This is a genomic window from Actinoallomurus sp. CA-150999, assembly GCF_050942425.1.
GTDB lineage: Bacteria > Actinomycetota > Actinomycetes > Streptosporangiales > Streptosporangiaceae > Actinoallomurus.
Map to the genome: position 1 here is coordinate 3,011,879 of NZ_CP192063.1, position 23,831 is coordinate 3,035,709.

Sequence of the window (23,831 nt, forward strand, 5' to 3'; positions counted from 1 at the left end):
CCCCCGGGAACGGCGCGTCGTCCATCGGACGGCGCGCCGTTCGCCGTTAGAGATCCGACCAATCGTGCCCATATGAGCTGAACTATGGCCGTACAGGGCAAAAGTCGCCTGTATTGCTCGGATCTCTGACTTTTCTTGTCTCGGAGGGGATGGGACGATGATCTCACCCTCACAGGTGCACGCCCATGCCTCCGGGAGGTGCCCGTTGTTCCACCAGAACCTCGATCCCACCGGCTCTCTCACCCTCAGCGCCCTGCTGGCCCTTCTTCCGCTCATCGCGTTGCTCGTCCTCCTCGGCGGGCTCCGCTGGAAGGCGCACTGGGCGAGCCTCGTCGCCCTCGTCCTCGCCATCGGGGTGGCGCTGTTCACCTACTCCATGCCGCTGGCCCAGACGCTCGACGCCGGGCTGTACGGCGCCGTGCTCAGCGTCCTGAACATCCTCTGGATCACGTTCAACGCCATCTGGATCTACAACCTGACCGTCAAGTCGGGGCACTTCGCGGTGCTGCGGCGGGCGTTCGCCACCGTCAGCGACGACCGCCGGGTGCAGGCCATCGTGATCGCCTTCTCGTTCGGGGCGCTGCTCGAGGCCCTGGCCGGGGGCGGCGGCCCGGTCGCGATCTGTTCCGTCATGCTCATCGCGATCGGCTTCGATCCGATCAAGGCCGCGGCGTTGGCGCTGATCGCCGACACCGCGCCGGTCGCCTTCGGCGGCCTCGGCAACCCGATCACCATCCTCGGCACCGCGACCGGCCTGAAGCCGGAGGACTTCGGCTCGATGGCGGGCCGGCAGACCGCGATCCTCGCGGTCTTCGTGCCCTTCATCCTCGTGGGCGTCGCCGACGGCCGGCGAGGGCTGCGCCAGGCCTGGCCGGCCGCCCTCACCGCGGGCGTGACCTTCGGCGTCTGCCAGTTCGTGTTCTCCAATTACTGGTCGTACCGGCTCTGTGACATCTTCGCCGCGCTGATCTCGGCGGGCGCGATCATCCTGCTGGGCCGGGTGTGGCGGCCGGGCGAGAGCGAGACGCCGGTCACCGCGCCGGTCATCGCGGGCGGCTCGGTCGACGACCCGGCGTTCGAGCGCCGGATCGGCCCGCCGGACGGAGACTCGAAGGCCGACGTCGTCCGGGCGTTCGCCCCGTACGCCATCGTCATCGCGCTGTTCTCGCTCGCGCAGATCGACGCCGTCAAGAATCGGCTGGCCGTCACCCCGGGCAAACCGGTCGGCACCGTCCTCGGCGTACCGGTCGGGCACGTCTTCAAGTGGCCCGGACTGCAGCACATCACCGGCCCCACCGGCAAGCCGGTCGCCGCCACGTACGTGCTGAACTGGATGGGCGCGACCGGCACCCTGCTGTTCGTGTCGGGGCTGCTGACGCTCGCCGCCCTGCGGATGAGCCCGCTCACGGGCCTGAAGGCGTACGCCGAGACGGTCCGTCAGTTCGGCTGGGCGATCTTCACGATCCTGTGCGTCTTCGCGCTGTCGTACGTCATGAACCTGTCCGGGCAGATCTCCACGCTCGGCGTCTGGCTGGCCAAGGCCGGCGGGTTCTTCGCGTTCCTGTCGCCCGTCGTCGGCTGGTTCGGCGTGACGATCACCGGTACCGACGCGGGTTCCAACGCGTTGTTCGGCAACCTGCAGGTGACGGCGGCGCACCAGCTGAACGTGTCACCGGTGCTCTTCGGCGCGGCGAACACCTCCGGCGGCGTCATGGCCAAGATGATCTCCCCGCAGAACCTCGCGATCGGCACCGCCGCCGTCGGCGTCGTCGGCGCGGAGGGCACGCTGTTCCGGCGGGTGTTCGGCTGGAGCGCGCTGCTGCTCCTGCTGATGTGCGTGCTCGTCTGGCTCCAGTCCACACCGGTGTTCGGCTGGATGGTCCCTTGAACTCCAGGAGGGTGATGTGACGAGACGGTTCGCGATGGACCGGCGACGTTTCCTTACGGCGGCGGCCCTGGCGGGCGGCTCCGGGCTGGCGCTGTCCGCCGTGGGCGGCCGGCCGGCGACGGCGGGCGTCGGGCGGGCCGCTCCGTCCCCCGTGCTGCCGAGCCGGGCCGAGGTCATCGCCGTCCTCCGCCGGGTCAACGACCACTGGATCGGCGCGCACACCGACCCCGGCGACGACAAGTGGGCCCGCGCGACGTACTTCAGCGGCGACCTGGCGCTCCACCGCCTCACCGGAGACGGCCGGTACCTCGACTACGCCCGGACGTGGGCGGAGAAGTGGTCGTACGGCCTCAACACGGGCGTGAGCACCCGGCTCGCCGACAACCAGTGCGCAGGGCAGGCGTACCTCGACCTCAATGAGGTCGAGCCGGCGAAAGAGAAGGTCGCGGCGATCGAGGAGTCCCTCCGGCTCATGGTGGAAGGCTCCGACGCGGCCAAGGACGACGACTGGTGGTGGGTCGACGCCCTGCACATGGCGATGCCGCCCTTCGCCCGCGTCGGGAGCCTCCTCGGTGACACCCGGTACTGGGACAAGATGGACGCGCTGTACGCCCACACGAAGAACGTCGAGGGCGGTCACGGCCTGTACCGCGCTGCCGACGCCCTCTGGTGGCGGGACAAGCGGTTCGTGCTGCCCGGCGGCACCAAGTCGCCGAACGGCAAGAGCGTCTACTGGTCGCGCGGGAACGGCTGGGCGCTCGCGGCATTCGCGAAGGTCCTGCCGGTCCTGCCCGCCGGCCGGGCGAAGGAGTACCGCGCCCGGCTCCAGGCGATGGCCGCGGCCCTGCGAAAGGTCCAGCGCTCCGACGGCTTCTGGAACGTCGACCTCGGCGACCCGGCGCACCTGCCGGGCCCTGAGACGAGCGGCACCGCCCTGTTCGCCTACGGGATCGCGTACGGCGTGGGCGCGGGCCTGCTCGACCGGGCCACCTACCTTCCGGTGGTCGCCCGGGCGTGGAACGGGATGGTCGCCACGGCGGTGCACCCGGACGGCGTTCTCGGCTACGTCCAGGGCGTCGGCTATGAACCGGAGTCGAGCCAGCCGGTGACGTACGACGGCACGACCGATTTCGGCGTGGGCGGCTTCCTGCTCGCCGGAACGGAGGTGGCCCGGCTCACGACGTGACCCAGGGCTCAGCGGCGCACCGGGTTGATGCGGCGGCCGTCGTCGCCGAACAGCAGGACGCGGTGGACAGCGGATCATCGCTCGGAGAGCATGTGCCGGATGGAGACCGAGTCCCGCGCGGAGAAGAGCAGGCACCCGTTCCCCATCCGATGGCTCGCGGGCATCGGTGTCCTCGTCCTCGCCGCGTTGAGCGTTGTGGCGTTCTTCCGGGTACAGGTCTGCGATCAGCAGCTCACGAGCGCCGGCAGGACCGTCCGGGTCTGCCGGCACCTGCAGTCCACCGACCCGCCCGTCATCGCCGTCGGCCTCGTGGCGCTGCTGGCGCTCGGGACGTTCTTCACCGAGATCTCGGGCTTCGGGTTCACCCTGAAGCGAGAGGCCGAGGCCGCGAAGGAGGCCGCCCAGGACGCGAGGCGAGAGGCCGCGGCCGCCAAGGAGACCTCCGATGACGTCGCCGAGGGGCTCGGGCACGTGCTGGCCGGTGACGTCGCGGATCCACAGCCCGAAGGCGCGCAGACGGTGGGGGAACGGATCGACCGCCTCGCCAAGGAGTACAACAGGATTCGGTGGACGATGCCGAGCGGCGGCGCGCGTACGGCGCAGCTGACCTCCGTCCTGAAGTCCATGATCGAAACCCTGCGTGGGGTCGAGGACTTCGACGTCGACTGGTATCTCACCAACAAGGATCGCGGTCTCCGGCTCGCGGCGTTCGCGTACCTCCGCGCCAACCCCGACTCGTCCCGGGTCCCCGCGCTGATCGACGCCTTGGTCGTCGAGGACAAGCCCTTCGGGCAGTACAGCGCGTTGCGCGCCCTGGAGGGGATCGTGGAGATCGATCCCGGGGCGCTCGATTCCGCGGGCCGGAAACGGCTACGACGCCTGCTGACCGAGCTCCCACCCGAGACCGACCGGGTCATGGTCCTCGAGCGCGTGCTCCGGAAGGCCGGCGCGGACCGGACCGGCATCTGACCTCGTTTCCCCGGCCAGGGTCAGCGGCGCACCGGGTCGATGCGGCGGCCGTCGTCGCCGAAGAACAGGACGCGGTCGGTGTCGACGGCGAGCCGTACGGTGTCGCCCGCGGTGACGCCGGACCGCGACTCCAGCCGGAAGACCACGTCGGACCGGCGGTGGGTGCCCCCGTGGGAGATCCGCTCGGCGGGGGCCTCCTCGGTGACGAGCCCGGCGGTCCGCAGGATCCGGCGCAGCATGCCGCCGTCGCCGTGCCCGTTGGCCTGCCGCGCGGGGGCGGGCGAGGGCGCCTCGTTCTCGTACGGGGCCTCGGCGTCGACGTGCGGCAGGCCGGCCTCGGCGTAGGCGAGCCACTCCGAGCCGTGGAACTCCAGCGCCCGGACCCGCCCCGCCAGCAGGCCGTCGGCCGCCGGGCGCAGGGCGTCGGCGCGGATCCCCGCCGTCACGTACGTGCCGTGGCGGGGCACGAGCGCGGGCGACCGGGGGTCGGTCCACGGCAGGACCAGCCGATGGTTCCCCAGGCCGAGCACGATCCCCTCGCTCTGATCCGCCCAGACTGAGACCCGCACGAGGTTGATCGGCGGGGTGCTGAGGAAGGCCGCCACGAACATCGTGGCCGGGTCGGCGTACACCTGCTGCGGAGTGCCGACGTCCTGCAGGACGCCCTGCCGCATGATGGCCACGCGGTCGGCGAGCGTGAGCGCCTCGGTCTGGTCGTGCGTGACGTAGAGCGTGGTCACGCCGAGGGAGCGGACCAGGGCGCCGATCTCCATGCGGAGCTCGGTGCGCAGGCCCGCGTCGAGATTGGACAGGGGCTCGTCCATCAGGAAGATCCCGGGTTCGCGGATCAGCGCCCGGCCCATCGCGACCCGCTGCCGCTGGCCGCCGGACAGCGTCGAGGGCAGGCGGTGCAGCGTCTCCTCGATCCCCAGCGCCCGCGACAGTTCGACGATGCGCTCGTCGGCGGCCGCCGAGTCGTCGCCGGAGATCTCCAGCGGGAACGCGATGTTGCCCCGGACGTTGCGATGTGGGTACAGCGCGCCGTTCTGGAAGACCATCGCGAGGTCGCGTTCGCGCGGCGCGAGATGGTTGGCGAACCGGCCGCCCAGGTACAGGTCGCCGGCGGTGATCTCCTCCAGGCCCGCGACCATGCGCAGCAGCGTCGACTTCCCGCAGCCGGACGGGCCGAGGAGCACGAACAGCTCGCCGTCGGGAACCCGCAGGCTCACGTCCCGTACGGCGTGGAACCCGTCCGGGTAGACCTTGTTCACCGCATCGAGGACGACTTCGGTCATCGCTTCACCTCGCGTCAGGGGACGACCCGTGGCGTGTCCTCCGTCGCTCGCGCGTGCCCCGATCCGGCCCCCGAACCACTCGATGCCGAGTGACGGCGGCATCCGCCGTGGGCCGCCGAAGTTGAGTAAGTACATCGCGCCATTCCGTGATTTGTCCATAGTGTCGTCACGCTTTTGAGTAAGGCCGGTGAGCGGCTCCGGTGGGGCGTCACCGTCGGCGCCCGTGGGCGTCCCCGGTGGTTCCGGCCGGGTGTCCCCGGCCGCTCCGGCGGGGTGTCCGGTACGGCCGCCGGTGTCCGAGGTCGCGACTAGACTGCCGACGTGGCAGGCCGGATCCGTGATGAAGACATCGCCCTCGTACGTGAACGGTCGCCGATCGACGCGGTCGTGGGGGAGTACGTCCAGCTCCGCAACGCGGGCGGCGGCGCACTCAAAGGCCTCTGTCCGTTTCATGACGAGAAGTCGCCATCTTTCAACGTTTCGAACGGAATGTTCTACTGCTTCGGCTGTGGAGAAGGCGGCGACGCGATCGGCTTCGTCCAGAAGATCGAGCACCTCTCGTTCGCCGAGGCGATCGAGCGGCTCGCCGCGAAGGCCGGCGTGCAGCTCCGCTACAACGAGGGCGGCTACGTCCCCGGCCGGCAGAAGGGCGAGCGGACCCGCCTGGTCGAGGCGCACCGCGCCGCGGCGGAGTTCTTCACCGAGCAGCTGATGACCCCGGCGGCCGAGATCGGCCGCCGGTTCCTCGCCGAGCGCGGCTTCGGACGGGAGGACGCCGAGCGGTTCGGCGTCGGCTACGCGCCGAACGAATGGGAGGCGCTCGTCCGCCACCTGCGCGGCCGGGGGTTCACCGACAAGGAGCTCGTCACCGGCGGGCTGGCCAGCCAGGGGCGGCGCGGGCCGATCGACCGGTTCCGCGGCCGGCTGATCTGGCCGATCCGCGACCTCACCGGCGACGTCATCGGGTTCGGCGCGCGCCGTCTGGAGGAGCGCGACGACGGCCCGAAGTACCTCAACACCCCCGAGACGCCGCTGTTCAAGAAGGGTTCGGTGCTGTACGGCGCCGACCTGGCGAAGAAGGACATCGCCAAGCGGCGGCAGGCGGTCGTCGTCGAGGGCTACACCGACGTCATGGCCTGCCACCTGGCGGGCGTGGGCACCGCCATCGCCACCTGCGGCACCTCCTTCGGCGACGAGCACATCAAGATCCTGCGCCGGCTGCTGATGGATCAGGACGAGGCCAGCGGCGAGGTGATCTTCACCTTCGACGGCGACGCGGCGGGGCAGAAGGCCGCGCTGCGGGCGTTCGAGTCAGAGCACCGGTTCGCCGCCCAGACGTTCGTCGCCGTGCAGCCGGACGGCCTGGACCCCTGCGACCTGCGGCTGAAGCACGGCGACGCGGCAGTGCGCGACCTGGTCGCCTCCCGCACGCCGCTGTTCCGGTTCGCGATCCAGGCGACCATCGCCAAGTACGACCTCGACACCACCGAGGGCCGGCTCGCCGCGATCGACGCCGCCGCGCCGATCATCGCGGGGATCAGGGACCGGGGGATGCGCGACCGCTACGCCATCGACCTGGACAAGTGGACCGGCTTCCTCGACGAGCAGTTCGTGCTCCGGCGGGTCCGCGAGCACGCCACGGGCCGTCCCGGTGAGTCCCGGCGCGGCGACGCGCGCGCCCGGCGGCCCGAGCCGGCCCCGGCGCCGCGGCGTCCGGCCCAGGATCCGTACGACCCGGTCGTCCAGGTGGAGCGGGAGACGCTGAAGCTCGCGGTGCAGCGGCCGGCGCTGCTCGGGCCGGCGTTCGACGCGATGCCCACCGAGGCGCTGATCGTCCCGGGCCACGGCGCCGTACGGGCGCTGATCGCGGACCTCGGCGGCGTCGCCTCGGCGGGCGGCGGGCCGGAGTGGGCCGGGCGGCTGCGCGACGCCGCGCCGAATGACGAGGTCAGAGACCTGATCACCGGTCTGGCCGTCGAGCCGCTGCGCTCCGCCGGAGATCCGGACGACCGATATGCCGCCGCAATGCTGTCCAGATTGCAGGAGATCCAGGTCACTCGGGAGATCACCAAACTGCAGTCGAAACTCCGGCGGCTGAATCCGGTCGAGTTCCAAGAGGAGTACAACCGCCTGTTCGGCGACCTCATGGCTCTTGAGCTGCAGCGAAAGGTGTTGCGGGAGCGAGCGATCAGCTCTCTGTGACCCCTGGGACTCAAAAATGGGTCCCCCGGAATCCGGGCCCCTTGCCGCACACTGTCACCGTGGGCCCTTCGGTGCTGCCAAGCGAGACGCCGCCGGTTGAACAGGTGGCGGACCTCGTCGCACGCGGCAGAGAACGTGGAATAACGGTGGACGACGTCGCCGCCGCGATCGATCGCTCCGAACTGCCGGCGGACTCGGCCGACCGAGTCGTCCGAATGCTCGCGGAGCAGGGGGTGGAGGTCCTCGAGTCCCCAAGTGGGCACGAGGACTCCGCGCGAGCTGACGGGGACGACCTCGGAAGGCGGGCGACGCCGACAAGCGACCTGGTCCGTATCTACCTGCGCGAGATCGGACGCGTACCGCTGCTCACGGCAGAAGAAGAAGTAGAACTCGCTAAATCGATCGAGGCGGGACTGTTCGCCGAGGAGAAGCTGGCCCACACGGCCATCATCGCTCCCGGCGAACGCTCGGACCTCGAACTGCTCGCCCATGACGGAGTACGGGCGAAGCAACGACTGATCGAGGCCAATCTGCGCCTGGTGGTGTCCATCGCCAAGCGTTACGTCGGCCGCGGCATGCTGTTCCTCGATCTGATCCAGGAGGGGAATCTCGGGCTGATCCGTGCGGTCGAGAAATTCGACTACACCAAGGGGTACAAGTTCTCGACGTACGCGACATGGTGGATCCGCCAGGCGATCACGCGAGCGATCGCGGACCAGGCCCGGACCATCCGGATCCCGGTGCACATGGTGGAGACCATCAACAAGCTGGTGCGCGTCCAGCGCCAGCTCCACCAGGATCTCGGTCGGGAGCCGACTCCCGACGAGATCGGGGTGGAGATGGGGCTGCCGCCCGACCGGGTGGTCGAGATCCAGCGTGTCGCCCAGGAGCCGGTGTCCCTCCAGTCGCCGATCGGCGAGGAGGACTCCGACCTCGGTGACTTCATCGAGGACGCCGACGCGGTCGTGCCGATGGAGGCGGCGGCGTTCATCCTCCTCCAGGATCAGCTCGGCGGGATCCTGGGGTCGCTGTCGGACCGGGAGCAGCGGATCATCCAGCTGCGCTTCGGCCTGACCGACGGCCATCCGCGCACCCTCGAGGAGGTCGGCCGGGAGTTCGGCGTCACGCGGGAGCGGATCCGGCAGATCGAGTCGAAGACCCTGGCGAAACTGCGGCACCCGACGCGCGCGCAGATGCTCCGCGAATATCTGGAGTAAGGGCGGCTCTCCGGACGGCCCGTCCATCCGGAGACAGGCGGTCTCGAGCGGGGCCGGCGTGGTGATGTTCACACCGCGCCGGCCCCGCTGCCGCTTGACGAAGTGAGGTTAGGTAAAGCTAAGTTAGGTATGCCTTATCAGGTGTCCCCGACTCATGCCCGCCACAACGGGCGCTCGACCGCCTTTCGCCTCACTGGAGACCCCATGCGTCCTGTCCACGTGCTCGCCGCCGCGAGCGCCGCCCTCGTCTCCCTGACCGCGTTGTCGGCGTGTGGGAAGGACGACAAGGGCGGTGCGAAGGGCGGCACCGGGGCGATCGAGGTCACCGCCACCGACTCCTCCTGCGACGTCGGCACCAAGAGCGCGGCGGCCGGAGCGGTGACGTTCAAGGTCACCAACAAGGGCTCGCAGGTGAACGAGCTGGAGATCCTCGCACCGGACGGCAAGATCGTCTCAGAGCGCGAGAACATCGGCCCCGGCACCGGCGCGGAGGTCACCGTCCAGCTCTCCGCCGGCACGTACAAGGTCATGTGCAGCGCCGGGATGACCGGCAAGGGCCCGTCTCAGCCGATCACCGTGACCGGCCAGGGCAAGGCCGCCGACCCGCGCCTGGACCAGGCCGTCGCCTCCTACCGGACGTACGTCGCAGCGCAGGTCGACGACACGCTCTCCAAGGCGACGGAGTTCGCCGCAGCCGTGAAGAAGGGCGACGTCGAGAAGGCCAAGGCGCTGTACGCCCCCTCCCGCATCGGGTGGGAGCGCATCGAACCGGTCGCCGAGTCCTTCGGGGACATCGACCCGAAGGTCGACCTGCGCGAGGCCGACCTCAAGGCGGGCGAGAAGTGGACCGGCTGGCACCAGATCGAGAAGGCGCTGTGGAAGACCGGCTCGATCTCCGCTGAGGGGCCGTACGCCGACCAGCTCATCAAGGACCTGCAGGCGCTCAAGGCCAAGGTCGGCACCGCCGCGATCACCGCCACCTCGATGGCCAACGGCGCCAAGGAGCTCCTCGACGAGGTGGCGACGGGCAAGGTGACCGGCGAGGAGGAGACCTTCTCCCACACCGACCTGGTCGACTTCAAGGCCAACGTCGACGGCGCGCAGAAGGTGTACGAGCTGCTCAAGCCGGTCGTCCAGGAGAAGGACGCCGAGCTGGCCTCCACTCTCGACACCGAGTTCGCCAAGGTGCAGAAGCTGCTGACCAAGTTCCAGCAGGGCGACGGCTACGTCTCCTACGACAAGGTCGGCGCCAAGGACCGCAAGGACCTCTCCGACGAGGTGAACGCGCTCGGAGAGCCGCTGTCGAAGCTCGCCGGGGCGGTGGCCAAGTAATGGAGCTCAGCAGGCGCAGGCTCTTCGGATACTCGGGTGTGACGCTGGCGGCGGGCGCCGCCGCCGGCGCCGGGCTCGTCAGCGTCGCCCAGGCAGGCGACGACAAGCCCGCCGACGAGGAGGCCGTCCCCTTCCACGGCGCCCACCAGGCCGGGATCGCCACCCCCGTGCAGGACCGCCTGCACTTCGCCGCCTTCGACGTCGTCACCGACGACCGGGGCCGCCTGATCCGGATGCTGAAGGAGTGGACCGCGGCCGCCGCCGCGTTCACCGGCGGGCACCCGTACGGCTCCGCCGCCGGCGGCCTCGGCGACTCACCGCCCGACGACACCGGGGAGGCGCTCGGCCTGCCCCCGGCGCGGCTCACCCTCACGATCGGGTTCGGGCCCACGCTCTTCGAGAAGGACGGCAAGGACCGCTTCGGCCTCAAGGCCAAGCGCCCGGCCGCCCTCATCGACCTGCCGCACTTCGCCGGCGACAACCTCGACCCCACCCGCACCGGCGGCGACATCTGCGTCCAGGCCTGCGCGGACGACCCGCAGGTCGCCGTGCACGCCATCCGCAACCTCGCCCGCATCGGCTTCGGCGTGGTCTCCGTACGCTGGTCGCAGCTCGGCTTCGGCAAGACGTCCTCGACGACGCCGGACAAGCAGACGCCGCGGAACATGTTCGGCTTCAAGGACGGCACCCGCAACATCGCGGGCACCGAGGCCAAGGCCCTCGACCAGCACGTCTGGGCGTCCGGCTCCGACGGGGCGGCCTGGATGGCCGGCGGATCGTACGTCGTCGCCCGGCGCATCCGCATGCACATCGAGACCTGGGACCGCACGTCCCTGCAGGAGCAGCAGGACATCTTCGGCCGCACCAAGGGCGAGGGCAACGCGTACGGGGCCAAGAGCGAGCACGACCCGGTCCCGCTCGCCAAGCTGCCCGCCACCTCCCACGTCCGGCTCGCCCACCCCGACAGCAACGGCGGCGTCCGCATCCTGCGGCGCGGCTACTCCTTCACCGACGGCACGGATGGGCTCGGCCGCCTCGACGCCGGCCTGTTCTTCATCGCCTACCAGCGGGACCCACGCAAGCAGTTCGTCCCCTTGCAGAACAAGCTCGCCGGCAACGACGCCATGAACGAGTACGTCCAGCACGTCGGCTCGGGCATCTGGGCATGCCCGCCCGGCGTCCGCAAGGGCGGCTACTGGGGCGAGGGCCTCTTCACCTGACCCCTCGCGGCGGCACGACGGCCGGGATCGGCGAGTGCCCGCCGAGGCCGGGAGCGCTCTGGGCCGTAACGTCCGCCGGGGCGGTGCTTGCAGGGTCCGTGAGCGCCCGGGGCCGTGCGCCGTCCTGGTGAAGCGTGTCTGCCGAGGCCGGGTGCGCTCTGGGCGTGCGCTGGCCGGGGCGGTGCCTGGAGGGTCCGGGAGCGTTCGGGGCCGTGCGCGAGGGTGCCCGTCGAGGCCGGGTGCGCTCTGGGTCGTGCGCCTGCCGGGGTGGTGCCTGCGGGGTCCGGGAGCGCCCGGGGCCGTGCGCCGTCTTGGCGAAGGGCGCCTGCTGAGGCCGGGAGCGCTCTGGGCGTGCGCCGTGCCTGGGGCGGTCTCCGCCGAGGCCGGGAGCGCCACGGAGCAGGACGCCGCCGTGGTGGAGTGCTCGCTGAGGGCCGGGCGTTCGCCGGGTGCGCGGGGGGCGGACGCTGTTCTGACGGTTCCGCCGGGTCCGGGCATCGCCGGGAACGCCACGGGGCCGTACGCTGTCCCAATGGGGCCCCGGCTCATCGGTGACGAGACGGCCCTCTGGGCCGCCGCAGCCCGCGTGCTGGACGCGAACTGGACCGGCGCGGCCACGGTCCCCTCTCCGGGGCTCTATCCGCACCAGTGGAGCTGGGACTCCGCCTTCACCGGCATCGGCCTCGCCCACCATCGGCCCGATCGCGCCGAGACGGAGCTGCTGTCGTTGTTCCGCGGCCAGTGGGCGACGGGCCTGGTCCCGCACATCGTGTTCAGCTCGACCGAGCCGCGCCGCGCGTACTTCCCCGGACCCGAGCTGTGGCTCAGCGCCGCACAGCCCGCCGCTCCGCGCGGAGTGGACACCTCCGGGCTCACCCAGCCGCCGCTGCAGGCCCTCACAGCCCTGCACGTCGTACGGGCGACCGGCGGCGCGGATCGGTCCTTCCTCACCTCGCTGTACCCCTGCCTGGTGGCCCAGCACGCCTACCTCGCCCGGGACCGTGACATCGGTGGCAGCGGCCTGGTGAGCCTGTGCCACCCGTGGGAGTCGGGGCTGGACGACAGTCCGGCGTGGGATCCGCCGCTGACCGCCGTGGACCCGCACGGCGCGGCGTACGCCGGCGGAGACCACGACCGGTACGTCACGCTGGTCGCGGGCATGCGGGCCGCCGGATACCGCGCGGAGTACCTCCGCGACGACCACCCCTTCGTCATCGAAGATCCGCTGTTCAACGCGGTCTACCTGGCGTCCACGCACGCGCTGGCCGAGCTCGCCGACCTGGCCGGGGCCGATCCCCGTCCCCACCGGGAGGCCGCGGAGCGCATCCACGACGCCCTCCTCGAGCGCCTGTGGGACGGGTCGGCCGGCTGCTTCCGGGCCCGCGACCTGCGGACCGGGCGGCTGATCCGGGAGACGACCGTCGCCGGCTTCGCCCCGCTCCTGGACCCGGAGCTGCCCGACGAGATCGTGCGCTCGCTGGCCGACCTGCTGCTGTCGGCGCACTTCGCCGGAGCGGCCGGTTACCCGGTGCCGACCTGCGACATCCAGTCGGAGGCCTTCGACCGCGGCGCGTACTGGCGGGGGCCGACCTGGGTCAACACCAACTGGCTGCTGTGGGCCGGGGCCCGTGCGCACGGGCTCAGCACGGTCGCGGACCTGCTGTTCGGGTCGACGGTCCGGCTGGTGCGCCAGTCCGGGTTCCGGGAGTACTTCGACCCGTTCGACGGCAGCGGCCGTGGCAGCCACGACTTCAGCTGGTCGGCGGCGCTGGTGCTCGATCTACTGGCCGCGCGCCGCGCGCCCTGATCGCGGCGTTGGGGCGTGATCTGCGGTGCGGGCCGCGCGTCTTGATCGGGACGTTGGAGTGTGATCTGCCATGCGAGCCGCGGGTCTTGATCGGGACGTTGGGGCGTGATCTGCCATGCGCGCCGCGCGCCCTGATCCGGACGTTATAGCGTGATCTGCCATGCGACTGACGTGGCGCAAGAGTGTGCCGGACGGCGTGGCCGTCCAGCGGGGTGAGCGTGTCCTGGCGGTCGGCGGCGAGACCGTCGCGACCGACGCCGCCCTCTACCTCCCCGGAACCGACGAGCACATCCGGCTGCCGTGGGAGCAGGTGGAGCAGGCCACCTGGCAGGACGGCGTCCTGCTGGTGCGTGAGGTCGGCGGCCGGCGCCACACCGTACCGCTGGCGGAGCCCGGCTCGGTGCCCGAGGCCGTCCGCGAGCGTGTCACCGCCACCGTCGTCGTCAGCACCCACGTCAAGCTAACCGCCGGGGGAGTGCGGATCGTCGGCCGCCGACCGCCCACGGCCGACGGCATCCTGGGCTGGACGTTCGTCTTCGACCGGGGCCTCGACCCGGACGACCCGGGCCTGCTGGCCCAGGCCGAGCAGGCCCTCGAGGAGATCCGCCGGCAGACGGGCCTGTAGGGCCGGCGCCCCGGCGGACACGGATACGCCCGGACCTGCCTGGTGGCCGGTCCGGGCGTGCTCGGGGCGGTCGGCGGCCCGGGCGCCGTCGGCCGGCCGCCCGTTCATCGGCACTCGCCACCGCGAGCGGGGGAGCGGACGCGTAACGCGCCGTCCTCCGCCGTCGCTCTGGTCGCTTCGCTCCCGGCGCTCCTCAGCCCAGACGACGCGCGCCCGCTCCGATGGATCAGGTGATGTCGGCGGGCTCGTCGCCGGAGCGGGCGGCGTGACCGGACCGGTCGGCGAGATCGGCTGGGGTCGACTGGCCGCTCCGGTGGATACCGGGGACCTTCTCCTGCACCTTGCCGCTCACTGTCTGGACCTTGTCGCCGACCTTCTGCCGGGCCGTCTCGGCCAGCTCACCGGCCTGGGCTCGCAGGACGCCGGCGGCCTCCTGCACGGTGGGGTTCTCCGCGACACGCCGGGACAGTCGTTTGATCTGTTCGTAGCGCTCCTGGCCGGCGCGCGTCCCCAGTACGTATCCGGCCGCTGCCCCGGCGAGGAACACAGCGCGGTATTTCATGATCAACTCCTCTGCTGAGTCGGGGTAGGACATACCCCGAAGAGCACGGGCCAGTCGAGGAAACGAGCACGTGCGTTATGCGCTAACCTTGTGCGCGTTGGGGCGGCCATCGGTCAGGGCGGCCTCATCCGTGTGATCCCCCGTAGCTCAATTGGCAGAGCGTCCGGCTGTTAACCGGCAGGTTACTGGTTCGAGTCCAGTCGGGGGAGCCAACGAGAAGGGCCGGGCTCGTCGAGTCCGGCCCTTCGCCATACTCCGGGACGCCGCACAAGCGATGCACAAGCGGCGGTTGCGACGCTTGCCGACGCATTCCCCCTCAACCCCGGAGGTTGGCAAATGCGTCGTCCTTCCTGGCTCCGCCTGCGTGCCGGAGCCGCAATCGTCCCCGCCACCGTCCTCATCGCCGCCGGTCTCCCCGCGACCGCGCACGCGGCGCCCGCCCGTACGGTGGCCACACCGGCCAGCGTCTCCACCGCCGGGCAGGTATCCCCGCTCAGCGCCGGCGACGGGTCGGCCGCCGGCGCCGTCCAGTGGATGAAGAACCACGTCGGCAGCACCGGCTGGGAGCACTACTGCGAGAAGGCGGTCGAGAACGCCTACGGCACGACCGGGGTGTGGGCCTCGGCGATCGCCCACTGGAACGGCGCCACCCACCACAGCGGCACCAAGCCCCCGGCCGGGTCGTTCGTGTACTGGAACATCAGCTCCTACGGGCACGTCGGCATCGCCGACGGCAACGGCGGTTTCTACTCGACCAGCATCGGCGGCAAGATCGGGCACGCGTCGAGCGTGAGCCACTTCAGCCACTACCTGGGCTGGACGGCTGCGGCGGTGCCCCACCGGTGATGATGACGGGGAGGGTGCCGTCCACGGGGGCGGCTCCCTCCCCGTGCACCTCCGCCAGCCGGGACCGCGTGCGCGCCTCCCACAGGGGCACGTCGAGGCGGCGGAAGAGGATCAGGGCCTCCTCCAGGCACGCGACCGCCCGTACGGTGTCGCCGGCGTCGTGAGCCGCTCCGCCGAGGGCCCACAGGGTGGACGCCTCGCCGAAGAGATCACCCTGTTCGCGGAAGGCCGTGAGGCAGCGGTCGAGAAGGTCGATCCCCGCCCGTGGACGGCCCTCGGCGGTCAGGACCATCGCCCGCAGGCGGAGGGACCGGATCTCGGCGAGACCGTCGCCGAACCGCCGGAACAGCCCGATGGCGCGCGTCGCGTGCCGGTGCGCTGCCGCGAGGTCGGTACGGGAGTGATAGTGCGTCGCGGCGAGAAAGCGCAGGACGTGCGCCTCCCCGTACTCGTCGCCCGCCGAGCGGAAGGTCTCCAGAGCCTGGTCCAGGTGGGCGAGGGAGGCGGCCGGGTCTCCCCGGTCACGATGGACCAGACCCAGGTTGAGCAGGCCGTTGGCCCGTCCCGTGGGGTCGTCGTGACGTTCGGCGATCCGCAGGGCCTCCTGGAAGCAGGCGAACGCGTCGTCCAGCCGATCGCAGATGTGGTGGACGTCACCGAGCGCGTTCAGGGCCCGGGCCGCGCGGACCGGCGCGCCGAGCTCCCGGCTCCCGGTGACCGCGGCGGTCAGGTGCCCGTCCGCGTCCTTGTACCGGTCCTGCGCGGTCGCGAGGAGCCCGAGGCCGTAACGCATCGCGGTCTCTCCCCACCGGTCGTCGCACGCGCGCGCCGCCGTCAGGGCGACCTCGTGCGTACGGCGCCAGTCGTCCCAGTGCCCGCGCAGGTCGTGAAAGCTCAGCAGGGAGGCGGCCAGTCGCCAGGAGAGCTCCGCCGCGCCCACCGAGGCCGCCCGGTGGACGGCCATCGCGAGGACCTGCCGGTTCGCCTCGAACCACGCGAGCGGCGCCGCCGCCACACCCACAGCCGTCGCCCCGGCGGTCCCGGGATCACCGAGGGTCACGTCGGTGCTGTTGGCATCCGAGCCCGCGAAGCCCGCCGCCGCACCCGTGGCCACTGCGCTCCCGGCCATCGCATCCGCGGGCGTCGTGTCGGCCGCTGTCGCATCCGTAGGTATCGCGCCGGAGGCCCTCGCGCCCGCTGCCGTCGTATCCGTGGGCGTCGTCTCGGAGGCCGTCGTGCCCGCCGCTGACATACCCGCGGCTATCGCGCCGGCGGCTCCACTGCCACCGGCCGTCACGTCGACGTCCTTGGCCTCCGGGGCCGCGGAGCCCGCAGCCGCTGCGCTCCCGGCATCCGTGGGCTTCGGGTCGGCCGGGGTGGTCTCGGCTGACACCGGCCGGTTCGGGTCGGGAGGCGGATCCGGCAGGCGCAGGCGCCGGCTCGGCAGCGCGTCGTCGGCCCGCTCGGCGAGGTCCAGGAGTGCCCGCAGTACCCGGAGCACGGCCGCGTCGCGCGCCTGTGGGGCTTCGGTGCCGAGGGCCTGTTCGCGGGCGAACAGGCGGACGAGATCGTGGCAGCGGTAGCGGGGGCCGTCCGGGGCGTCCGCCCGGCCGGGTTCCAGCAGGCGGGCGTCGACCAGGGCGTCGATCACGTCCTCGGCCTCGGGGACCGGCCGGTCGAGGAGAGCGGCGACCATCCAGGGCGTGACGTCGGGCAGGTCGAGCAGACCGATCAGGTGGAACGGCCGCCGGTGCGCGGGAGGCAGGGCGTCCTGGCTCAGCGCGATGCTGGACCGGACCTCCAGGTCTCCGGCGGCCAGGCGGTCGAGCCGCCGGTGTTCGTCGGCGAGCTGGCCCGCGAGCCGGTCCAGGGTCCACTCGGGACGCCCGGCCAGGCGCGCCGCCGCGATCCGTACGGCCAGGGGCAGGTGGCCGCACTGGGCGACGAGAGTGCGGGCGCGGTCCTCCTCGGCGAGGATGCGCCGCCGGCCGATCACCCCGGCGAGCAGGTCGATGGCGTCGTCCGGGGCGAGGACGTCCAGGTCGATCAGGTCGGCGTACTCCAGCCCGATGAGCGGTGACCGGCTGGTGATGAACGCGGCACAGCCCGGCGTGCCGGGGATCAGGGGCCGTACCTGCGCCTCGTCGACGGCGTTGTCGAGGACGAGGAGTACGCGGCGGCCCGCGAGCCGGTCGCGCAGCAGAGCCGCCCGGTCGTCCACGCCGCCTCTGATCCGGCCGCCCCAGACGCCGAGCAGGCGCAGGAACCGGTCGAGCGCGGCCGTCGGGTCCATCGGATGGCCAGTGGTGCCGCCGAGGTCGACGTGGATCCGCCCGTCGGGGTACCGGTCGGCCAGCCGGTGGGCGGCGTGTACAACGAGCGTCGTCTTCCCCACCCCGGCCATGCCCGCCACGGCGCGCACGGAGGGGCCGGCGTCCGTACGAGGGGGCGCGAGCAGCCGCGCGAGCTCGGCCTCCCGGCCGACGAAGTGCAGGACGTCCGGCGGCAGCGCGAACGGGCTGTGCTCCTCCCGTGGCGCCGGATCCAGGCCGGGGTCGGCGGTCAGGACGGCCTGCTCCAGCCTGCGAAGCCGCGGCCCCGGCTCGACCCCGAGCTCTCGCGTGAGGACGGCCCGGGCGTCCCGGTACGCCTCGAGGGCCTCGGCCCGGCGCCCGGCCCGGTACAGGGCGAGCATCAACTGGGCGCGGAACCCCTCGCGGAAGGGGTGGGCCGTCACGAGCGCGGTCAGCTCGCCGATCAGCTCCAGGTGCCGTCCGACGCGGAGATCGGCGTCGATGCGCCGCTCGACCGCCCGCGCGCGCATCTCGGCCAGCCGGTCGGCCTCCTCACGCCACAGGACGCCGGAGCCCACATCGGTCAGGGGTTCGCCGCGCCACAGCCCGAGGGCCTCGTGGAGCAGGCCGGCCTCGGCGTCCGCGTCACCGCACGCCGAAGCCCGGTCCGCCTCCTCGACCAGCCGGGTGAACCGGTACGCGTCGATCCACGCGGGGTCCACGCGCAGCAGGTACCCCGCCGGCTCGGTGACGATGGCCACATCCGGCACGCCGGCCAGGGCCCGGCGGACCCGCAGCACGTACCCCTGGAGGGTGAGCCGTGCGCTCGACGGCGGGTCGTCCCCCCAGATCCGTTCGGCGAGCTCCTCCGTCGGCACCACCCGGTTGGCGCGCAGGACCAGGGCGATGAGCAGGGCACGCTGTTTAGGCGCGTCGATCCGGATCGGGCGTTCACCGTCGACGAGCTCGAACGGGCCGAGAATGCGAATCTCCATCGCGGCTCCCGGGCGGCCGGCGGGGAGGATCCGCCCGCGCCCAGAATGCCGACAACCCCGAAGGTGATCAAGAGTGGCCGGTTCGTTTTCTCCCCCCTGAGGATGAGGGAGGGGTTTCGTCCTCCGTCGTTCGGCCGACGCCGGGCCGGGCAACACCCACCTGATGGGCGACGTCGGACAGGGTCCCGGCTGCGATGCTGGACAGCGTCGGAGGAAAGGGACCGGCCGAAGGGTCACCGGAAGGCGCCGTCCGCGGCGGGATTCCCTTACACCGCTCTTACCCCCGGCAGGACAGACTTTGACGCGAAACAGTGATATCGGGGGTGACAGGTGAAGGGTGACACCGTGGCGTGGACGCCGCCCAGCTGGGACGAGATCGTGCGTGAGCACTCCGCGCGCGTCTACCGCCTCGCCTACCGGCTGACCGGGAACCAGCACGACGCCGAGGACCTCACACAGGAGGTCTTCGTGCGCGTGTTCCGTTCGCTGTCGAACTACACGCCGGGCACGTTCGAGGGGTGGTTGCACCGGATCACCACCAACCTCTTCCTCGACATGGTGCGCCGACGGCAGCGCATCCGGTTCGAGGGCCTCGCCGATGACGCGGCCGAGCGCCTGCGGGGACGCGAGCCGAGCCCCGCCCAGGTGTACGAGGACCGGCACTTCGACGACGACATCCAGATGGCCCTGGACGCGCTGGCACCGGAGTACCGCGCCGCGGTCGTGCTGTGCGACATCGAGGGCCTGTCGTACGAGGAGATCGCCGCGACCCTCGGCGTCAAGATGGGAACGGTCCGCAGCCGCATCCACCGCGGCCGCGCCCAGCTCCGCGACGCACTGGCGCACCGGGCCCCGGAGCGGCAGGCGTACGAGGAGCGCGCCGCCCGCCGCAAGCCGCGCCGCAGCCGCATACGCACCAACCCGGCCTGGACCACGTCGTAGCCGCCGCCCGCGTCCCGGGCACGAGCCACGGCGCGTTCGGCCCGGGGCGACGCCCTGAGCATCGGGCGTATGGTCGACACGCGATCGGCTGTGCGGCCGGACGCACACCATCCGGCCTGAGCGGCGTCGTGGCCGCCGGCCGCGCGAGCGGCTGCCCGGCCGGGACACGCACCCATCCGGCTGGGCGAGGTCGTGGGCGCCGGCAGCGTGAGCGGCTGCCCGGTCAGGGCGCGCACCATTCGGTCCGGGCGCCGGGCGCGCGAGCGGTGGCGCGGGCGCATCCGCATCATCCGGCCCGGACGACGTCGTAGGCACGGGCCTCAGGCGCGAGCCGCCGACCGGGGCCGCAGTCAGGTCACCGTCACCGGATGGCGTACGACCGCGCCGAACAGGTAGCCGAACGTGTTGTACGGCGCGACGTCCGGCTGCGTCGCACCGGTGACGTCGGTCGCCCGCGCCAGCAGTTCGTACGATCCCGGGGCCGGTGGGCGCCAGGGGAGCTCCCAGCGGACCCAGCCGAGGGCGCTGCGCCGTCCGTGGAGGGCCGCCCGCCGCCAGGTCCCGCCTCCGTCGGTGCTGACCGCGATGTGGCGCACCGTCCCGTCGCCGGACCATGAGCGGCCGCGCAGCACGGTGGTCCGCCCGGCGTCCAACCGCGCGTTCCACGGCAGCTCGAACGCGCTCTTGAGCACCTGCCGGGTCAGCGGGGCGCTGCCCTCCGGCGGATATCCGGGACCGAACATCCGGTAGTAGACGGTGTTCCAGGGGGAGGACAGCGGCGCGTCGGAGACCTCGATGTCGCCGACCCACTTGATCGAGGCGATGCCCACCCAGCCGGGCACCACGAGTCGTACGGGGAATCCGTGGTCCGGAGGCAGCGGACGGCCGTTCATCTCGAAGGCCAGCAGAACGTCGTCGAGCGCCTTGGCGATCGGCAGCGGCCTGCGCACCCGCCCGAAATTCCGTCCCGCGTCGATGAAGTCGGGGTCGAGGCCGCGCGGCATGACGTCGACCGCCCGGTGAGTGAGCCCGGCGCGTTCGAGGACGTGAGCCAGCGGGACGCCGCGCCAGCGGGCCACCCCCACACCCCCCAGCCTCCACGGTGTGCCCGTGACCGATTGGTTCTGCTGTGTCGCGTAGAAGCTGCGGCCGTTCCCGGTGCACTCCATGAACGCGTCGATGGTCCGGGCCGGCATTCCTCGCAGGTCCTCATAGGAGAACTCGACCGGCCGGTCGAGGGTCGGGGTGCCGTGCAGACCGCGCCCGAACAGGCGGAGCCGCCACGTGCGGACGTCGATCAGCGGGGTGCGGGTGTGGTTGCGGACGAAGAAGCGATCGGTCGGCGTGAGATACCCCTGGCCGCGCATCGCCTCCCAGCGCATCTCGGCGTTCGTCCCGTACACGATGAACAGGTCGGGCGGCAGGGGCTTGACGATCGGGCCGTCGGCGGCGCGGGCCGGCTCGGCGGCCGCGACGGCCAATGTCGAGCCGAGGCCGGCGGACATGCGGAGCATCGTGCGTCGTGACAGCCGACAGTCGCCTTCTTCGGTGACGCCCACGTGCGACTCCTCTAGGAGGGTTTTCCGACCAATATAGTTGGGAAACCTTCCGCGCTCCAGCATGCACGCCCAAAGGTCGGCGTCGGAGATCGAGCCGACGGCCTTGTCGGCGCGGCCGATGGGCGAAAGAATTCGGGCGAATTCCACAAGATCAACACGAGCTGGGAGCGATGCCGATGCCTGACGCCGAACCCCCTCTACCATCCCGGAGATCGCCGGGCCGGGCGCTCCTGGCGCTCGCCGTGACAGGAACCGCCGTCCTCGGGACCACGGCGACAGCCTCCGCCGCCACACCGCCTTCCGTCACCGCAGTGCGTCCCGGCGTCCCGTACCGGTTCACGAACGGCATGAAGACCAAGTACTGGACCTGCGGCGCGCAGAGCAGGGCCTTCCCGAAGGGCTCGTACGCGAAGACCCTCCGGAGCCTCTACGGGCAGGTCTGCGTGGTCCGTACGAAGGACGGGCGCAAGGCCAAGGCCGTGATCATCCTGACGAATAAGGGCACCAAGAGGATTCGCAACGGCTTCGAGGCGCTTCCCGCGCTGTCGGTCGGCGGCGAGCACTACTGCGTGATCGGGGTGGCCCGGAAGTCGGCCGTGGCGTGCGATGGCGACACGGTGCGCATCGGCTGCAAGAGGCCGTATGCGAAGGCGGGGCTGAGCGTCGACGACGAGGACCAGGGGATCGTGAAGAACTCGCGGCGGGTGTCCGGCCACTGCAGTAGATAGCGGACCGCGGGGAGGGGCCGCGGGGTTCGGCCGGCCGGCGGCTCACCGGGGTGCCCAGGGCGGGTGTCCCGGCTCAGGGCGCTTCGGCCGGTCGGCGGCCCATCGGGCGTCCGGCGCAGGCGCCCCGGTCAGGGCGCCTGCCGGAGCCGTCGCCACGGGTCGGTCTCGGTCAGGGCATTTGCCGGAGCCGTCGGTGCCGGTCGGTCTCGCTCGGGGGTCCTGCTCGAGCCGTCGCCGCCGGTCCGCCTTGTCAGGGCGCCTGCCGGAGCCGTCGGTGCCGGTCGGTCTCGGTCAGGGCGTACTCCACCTCGCCGTGCTCCGCGCCAGCGATCGGGTCCGGCCAGTCCTCGTGGAACGTCCGGACGTAGGTCAGACCGGTCTTCTCCAGCACGCGCCGGGAGGCCGTGTTCACCGCCATGGTCTGGGCGATGACCCGGCGCACGCCCAGTTCGGTGAAGCCCTTGTGGACGAGGGCGCGGGCTCCTTCCGTGGCGTGGCCCCGGCCCCACGCGAAACGGTGGAGCCGGTAGCCCAGTTCGACGACCTCGGGACCGTCGTCGGCGAGCGGACGGAGCTCGAACCAGCCCAGGAAGCGCCCGGTCGTCCTGTCCTCGGCCGCCCAGAAACCGCGAGTCCCGAATGTGGCGTGGTGCCGCGTCAGCCGGGGGAGGATCTCGTCGCGGATCGTGGTCCGGGAGGCCGGGCGCCCTCCGTTGATGAAGCGCATGACCTCCGGGTCGCCGTGCAGCGCGAGCACGTCGTCGAGGTCGGCCTCGGCGAAGGGCCGGAGCACGAGGCGTTCCGTCGTCAGGAAGACGTACTCGGCCAACGGGGTCCTCGATCAGTCGTGGAGCCGGCCATCCGGCGGACTCCGTTCCGCGGGAAGAACGGGTGCGGGTGCTCAGGCCGCGGCGGTCGCCTGTCTCATCGCGCGCCGGTCCGATCGAGGGCGGCCGCCATGCGATGTACGGCCTCGGTCACGCGGTCCGGCGCCGTCGCGAAGTTGAGGCGGGCGAAGCCGTGCCCCGCCTCGCCGAATCTGGGGCCGGGGTAGAGCGCGACCCTCCCATCCCGTAGGAAGGCCTGCGTGGGGTCGTCCCCCAGGCCGAGCGCGCGGCAGTCGAGCCAGGCCAGGTACGTGGCCTGGGGTCGGTGATAGCCGATGTCGGGCAGGTGGGCGGCGAGGAGGTCGCCCAGGAGCCGCCGGTTCGCGTCGAGCGCGTCGATCAGGTCGGCCAGCCAGGGGCGCCCGTGAGTGAACGCCGCCTCGGAGGCGATCACGCCGAACAGTCCGGCGGCCTCGCTGACCTCCTCGTGGATCGTCGCGACGTCGGCGCGGGCCTCGGGGCCCGGTACGACCAGGGCCGCCTTGAGACCGGGGAGGTTCCACGCCTTCGACGCCGAGGCGACGACGATCGCGCGCGCCGCGGCCGGTGCGTCCAGCGAGGCGAACGGGATGTGCCGCGCGCCGGGATGGGTCAGGGGCGCGTGGATCTCGTCCGCGACGATGCGGACGTCGTACCGGTCGGCGAGGGCCGCGACGGCCAGGAGTTCCTCGCGGGTGAAGACCCGCCCGGTGGGGTTGTGCGGGCTGCACAGCAGGTAGGCCCGTGCTCCGGCGGCAAAGTCGCGCTCCAGCCTGTCCAGGTCAAGGCGGAACCCGTCCGGACCGGACACCAGGGGGTTGTGCACCACCTGGCGGCCGATCCGCTCGAGCCAGTAGAAGAACGGCGGATAACCCGGCGTGTTCACCACGACGCGGTCACCGGGCTCGGAAACAACCTCCATGACCTCCCGGATGCCGTACATGACGTCGGGGACCAGGCGAATGGCGTCCTGGGCCGGACGCCAGCCATAGCGGTCGGCGGCGAAGTCCGCGAACGCCTCCGGAAGCCGCCCGGAGGTCGCGTACCCGGTGTCTCCGCGGGCGATTGCGCTGGTCAGCGCGGCGGCGATCGGCTCGGCGAGTGGGGTGTCCATCTCCGCGATGACCATCGGCAGCACGTCCGGCGGGTGTGCGCTCCACTTGACGCTGCGTCGCTCGCGCAGATCGGTCAACTCGTACGCGGTGAGGGGATTCGGGGGCATTGCACGTCCTTCGGTGTTAATCGTCATCGGCACGAGTCTGCTGGGCGAGATCCGCGCGTCCGCACCCGGGGTCGGG

Annotated in this window: 18 protein-coding genes and 1 tRNA gene; 13 read left to right on the forward strand and 6 right to left on the reverse strand. The window is 71.8% G+C overall.

From position 1 onward, the window contains the following. The first annotated feature begins 157 nt into the window (after positions 1 to 157). From ACQP2O_RS14350 to ACQP2O_RS14360, 3 genes are all read left to right on the forward strand, one after another. Positions 158 to 1,888 carry an L-lactate permease gene (locus ACQP2O_RS14350; protein WP_433184151.1) on the forward strand — a complete coding sequence of 577 codons (1,731 nt, stop codon included), beginning with the start codon at positions 158 to 160 and terminating at the stop codon, positions 1,886 to 1,888. A 16-nt stretch (positions 1,889 to 1,904) separates the two neighbouring features. Further along, positions 1,905 to 3,074 (forward strand): glycoside hydrolase family 88/105 protein, encoded by a 1,170-nt coding sequence (locus ACQP2O_RS14355; RefSeq protein WP_433184154.1) that lies wholly within the window; start codon positions 1,905 to 1,907, stop codon positions 3,072 to 3,074. A gap of 99 nt (positions 3,075 to 3,173) precedes the next feature. Further along, positions 3,174 to 4,043, forward strand: a complete 870-nt coding sequence (locus ACQP2O_RS14360) for a hypothetical protein (RefSeq protein ID WP_433184157.1) — start codon at positions 3,174 to 3,176, stop codon at positions 4,041 to 4,043. A 20-nt stretch (positions 4,044 to 4,063) separates the two neighbouring features. Here the strand turns inward: ACQP2O_RS14360 and ACQP2O_RS14365 are convergent, their stop codons facing one another. Further along, positions 4,064 to 5,338, reverse strand: coding sequence for an ABC transporter ATP-binding protein (locus tag ACQP2O_RS14365; protein ID WP_433184160.1), 1,275 nt, complete (start codon positions 5,336 to 5,338; stop codon positions 4,064 to 4,066). Positions 5,339 to 5,659: 321 nt separating this feature from the next. Here ACQP2O_RS14365 and dnaG point away from each other — a divergent pair, with 321 nt between their 5' ends. The 6 genes from dnaG to ACQP2O_RS14395 all read left to right on the forward strand — a co-directional run bounded on the left by dnaG (position 5,660) and on the right by ACQP2O_RS14395 (position 13,741). Continuing rightward, entirely contained in the window at positions 5,660 to 7,540 is a 1,881-nt protein-coding gene (dnaG, locus tag ACQP2O_RS14370; RefSeq protein WP_433184163.1) for a DNA primase, read from the forward strand. A 71-nt stretch (positions 7,541 to 7,611) separates the two neighbouring features. Continuing rightward, positions 7,612 to 8,757: an RNA polymerase sigma factor RpoD gene (gene rpoD / locus ACQP2O_RS14375; RefSeq protein WP_433184166.1), complete on the forward strand. Its 1,146-nt coding sequence runs from the start codon at positions 7,612 to 7,614 to the stop codon at positions 8,755 to 8,757. A gap of 204 nt (positions 8,758 to 8,961) precedes the next feature. Beyond that, positions 8,962 to 10,089 (forward strand): iron uptake system protein EfeO, encoded by a 1,128-nt coding sequence (gene efeO / locus ACQP2O_RS14380; protein WP_433184169.1) that lies wholly within the window; start codon positions 8,962 to 8,964, stop codon positions 10,087 to 10,089. Continuing rightward, positions 10,089 to 11,309, forward strand: coding sequence for an iron uptake transporter deferrochelatase/peroxidase subunit (gene efeB, locus ACQP2O_RS14385; protein ID WP_433184172.1), 1,221 nt, complete (start codon positions 10,089 to 10,091; stop codon positions 11,307 to 11,309). Before efeO ends, efeB begins: the two co-directional genes overlap by 1 nt. A gap of 532 nt (positions 11,310 to 11,841) precedes the next feature. Continuing rightward, positions 11,842 to 13,116: an amylo-alpha-1,6-glucosidase gene (locus tag ACQP2O_RS14390; RefSeq protein ID WP_433184174.1), complete on the forward strand. Its 1,275-nt coding sequence runs from the start codon at positions 11,842 to 11,844 to the stop codon at positions 13,114 to 13,116. A gap of 160 nt (positions 13,117 to 13,276) precedes the next feature. Further along, on the forward strand, positions 13,277 to 13,741 hold the full coding sequence (locus ACQP2O_RS14395) for a hypothetical protein (protein WP_433184177.1): 465 nt from the start codon (positions 13,277 to 13,279) through the stop codon (positions 13,739 to 13,741). 226 nt (positions 13,742 to 13,967) lie between these two features. Here the strand turns inward: ACQP2O_RS14395 and ACQP2O_RS14400 are convergent, their stop codons facing one another. Continuing rightward, positions 13,968 to 14,303, reverse strand: coding sequence for a hypothetical protein (locus ACQP2O_RS14400; RefSeq protein ID WP_433184180.1), 336 nt, complete (start codon positions 14,301 to 14,303; stop codon positions 13,968 to 13,970). A gap of 136 nt (positions 14,304 to 14,439) precedes the next feature. On the opposite strand from ACQP2O_RS14400, the gene ACQP2O_RS14405 reads away from it, so the two are divergent. Both ACQP2O_RS14405 and ACQP2O_RS14410 read left to right on the forward strand, forming a co-directional pair. Further along, positions 14,440 to 14,515, forward strand: a tRNA-Asn gene (locus tag ACQP2O_RS14405). A gap of 124 nt (positions 14,516 to 14,639) precedes the next feature. Continuing rightward, positions 14,640 to 15,149 (forward strand): hypothetical protein, encoded by a 510-nt coding sequence (locus ACQP2O_RS14410; RefSeq protein WP_433184183.1) that lies wholly within the window; start codon positions 14,640 to 14,642, stop codon positions 15,147 to 15,149. On the opposite strand, the gene ACQP2O_RS14415 is transcribed toward ACQP2O_RS14410, so the two are convergent. Beyond that, the gene (locus ACQP2O_RS14415; protein ID WP_433184185.1) at positions 15,103 to 18,438 is read right to left on the reverse strand and encodes a BTAD domain-containing putative transcriptional regulator; all 3,336 of its coding nucleotides are present in this window, start codon (positions 18,436 to 18,438) and stop codon (positions 15,103 to 15,105) included. The genes ACQP2O_RS14410 and ACQP2O_RS14415 overlap by 47 nt on opposite strands. Positions 18,439 to 18,768: 330 nt before the next feature. On the opposite strand from ACQP2O_RS14415, the gene sigE reads away from it, so the two are divergent. After that, on the forward strand, positions 18,769 to 19,380 hold the full coding sequence (sigE, locus tag ACQP2O_RS14420; protein ID WP_433184187.1) for an RNA polymerase sigma factor SigE: 612 nt from the start codon (positions 18,769 to 18,771) through the stop codon (positions 19,378 to 19,380). Between the two features lie 350 nt (positions 19,381 to 19,730). Here the strand turns inward: sigE and ACQP2O_RS14425 are convergent, their stop codons facing one another. Continuing rightward, positions 19,731 to 20,939, reverse strand: coding sequence for a sulfite oxidase (locus ACQP2O_RS14425; protein WP_433184190.1), 1,209 nt, complete (start codon positions 20,937 to 20,939; stop codon positions 19,731 to 19,733). A gap of 176 nt (positions 20,940 to 21,115) precedes the next feature. Here ACQP2O_RS14425 and ACQP2O_RS14430 point away from each other — a divergent pair, with 176 nt between their 5' ends. Further along, positions 21,116 to 21,667 carry a hypothetical protein gene (locus tag ACQP2O_RS14430; protein ID WP_433184192.1) on the forward strand — a complete coding sequence of 184 codons (552 nt, stop codon included), beginning with the start codon at positions 21,116 to 21,118 and terminating at the stop codon, positions 21,665 to 21,667. A 250-nt stretch (positions 21,668 to 21,917) separates the two neighbouring features. Here ACQP2O_RS14430 and ACQP2O_RS14435 read toward each other — a convergent pair whose 3' ends face one another. Together ACQP2O_RS14435 and ACQP2O_RS14440 are read right to left on the reverse strand one after the other, a co-directional pair. Continuing rightward, entirely contained in the window at positions 21,918 to 22,496 is a 579-nt protein-coding gene (locus tag ACQP2O_RS14435) for a GNAT family N-acetyltransferase (RefSeq protein WP_433184195.1), read from the reverse strand. 95 nt (positions 22,497 to 22,591) lie between these two features. After that, entirely contained in the window at positions 22,592 to 23,755 is a 1,164-nt protein-coding gene (locus tag ACQP2O_RS14440; RefSeq protein ID WP_433184198.1) for a MalY/PatB family protein, read from the reverse strand. Positions 23,756 to 23,831: the final 76 nt, after the last annotated feature.

Bases quoted from the DNA above. Each gene is read 5' to 3' on its own strand.
- ACQP2O_RS14350 (WP_433184151.1), top strand. From the start codon at position 158: ATGATCTCACCCTCACAGGTGCACGCCCATGCCTCCGGGAGGTGCCCG.
- ACQP2O_RS14360 (WP_433184157.1), top strand. From the start codon at position 3,174: ATGGAGACCGAGTCCCGCGCGGAGAAGAGCAGGCACCCGTTCCCCATC.
- ACQP2O_RS14365 (WP_433184160.1), bottom strand. From the start codon at position 5,338: ATGACCGAAGTCGTCCTCGATGCGGTGAACAAGGTCTACCCGGACGGG.
- efeO (WP_433184169.1), top strand. From the start codon at position 8,962: ATGCGTCCTGTCCACGTGCTCGCCGCCGCGAGCGCCGCCCTCGTCTCC.
- efeB (WP_433184172.1), top strand. From the start codon at position 10,089: ATGGAGCTCAGCAGGCGCAGGCTCTTCGGATACTCGGGTGTGACGCTG.
- ACQP2O_RS14390 (WP_433184174.1), top strand. From the start codon at position 11,842: ATGGGGCCCCGGCTCATCGGTGACGAGACGGCCCTCTGGGCCGCCGCA.
- ACQP2O_RS14395 (WP_433184177.1), top strand. From the start codon at position 13,277: ATGCGACTGACGTGGCGCAAGAGTGTGCCGGACGGCGTGGCCGTCCAG.
- ACQP2O_RS14400 (WP_433184180.1), bottom strand. From the start codon at position 14,303: ATGAAATACCGCGCTGTGTTCCTCGCCGGGGCAGCGGCCGGATACGTA.
- ACQP2O_RS14410 (WP_433184183.1), top strand. From the start codon at position 14,640: ATGCGTCGTCCTTCCTGGCTCCGCCTGCGTGCCGGAGCCGCAATCGTC.
- ACQP2O_RS14415 (WP_433184185.1), bottom strand. From the start codon at position 18,438: ATGGAGATTCGCATTCTCGGCCCGTTCGAGCTCGTCGACGGTGAACGC.
- ACQP2O_RS14430 (WP_433184192.1), top strand. From the start codon at position 21,116: ATGCCTGACGCCGAACCCCCTCTACCATCCCGGAGATCGCCGGGCCGG.
- ACQP2O_RS14440 (WP_433184198.1), bottom strand. From the start codon at position 23,755: ATGCCCCCGAATCCCCTCACCGCGTACGAGTTGACCGATCTGCGCGAG.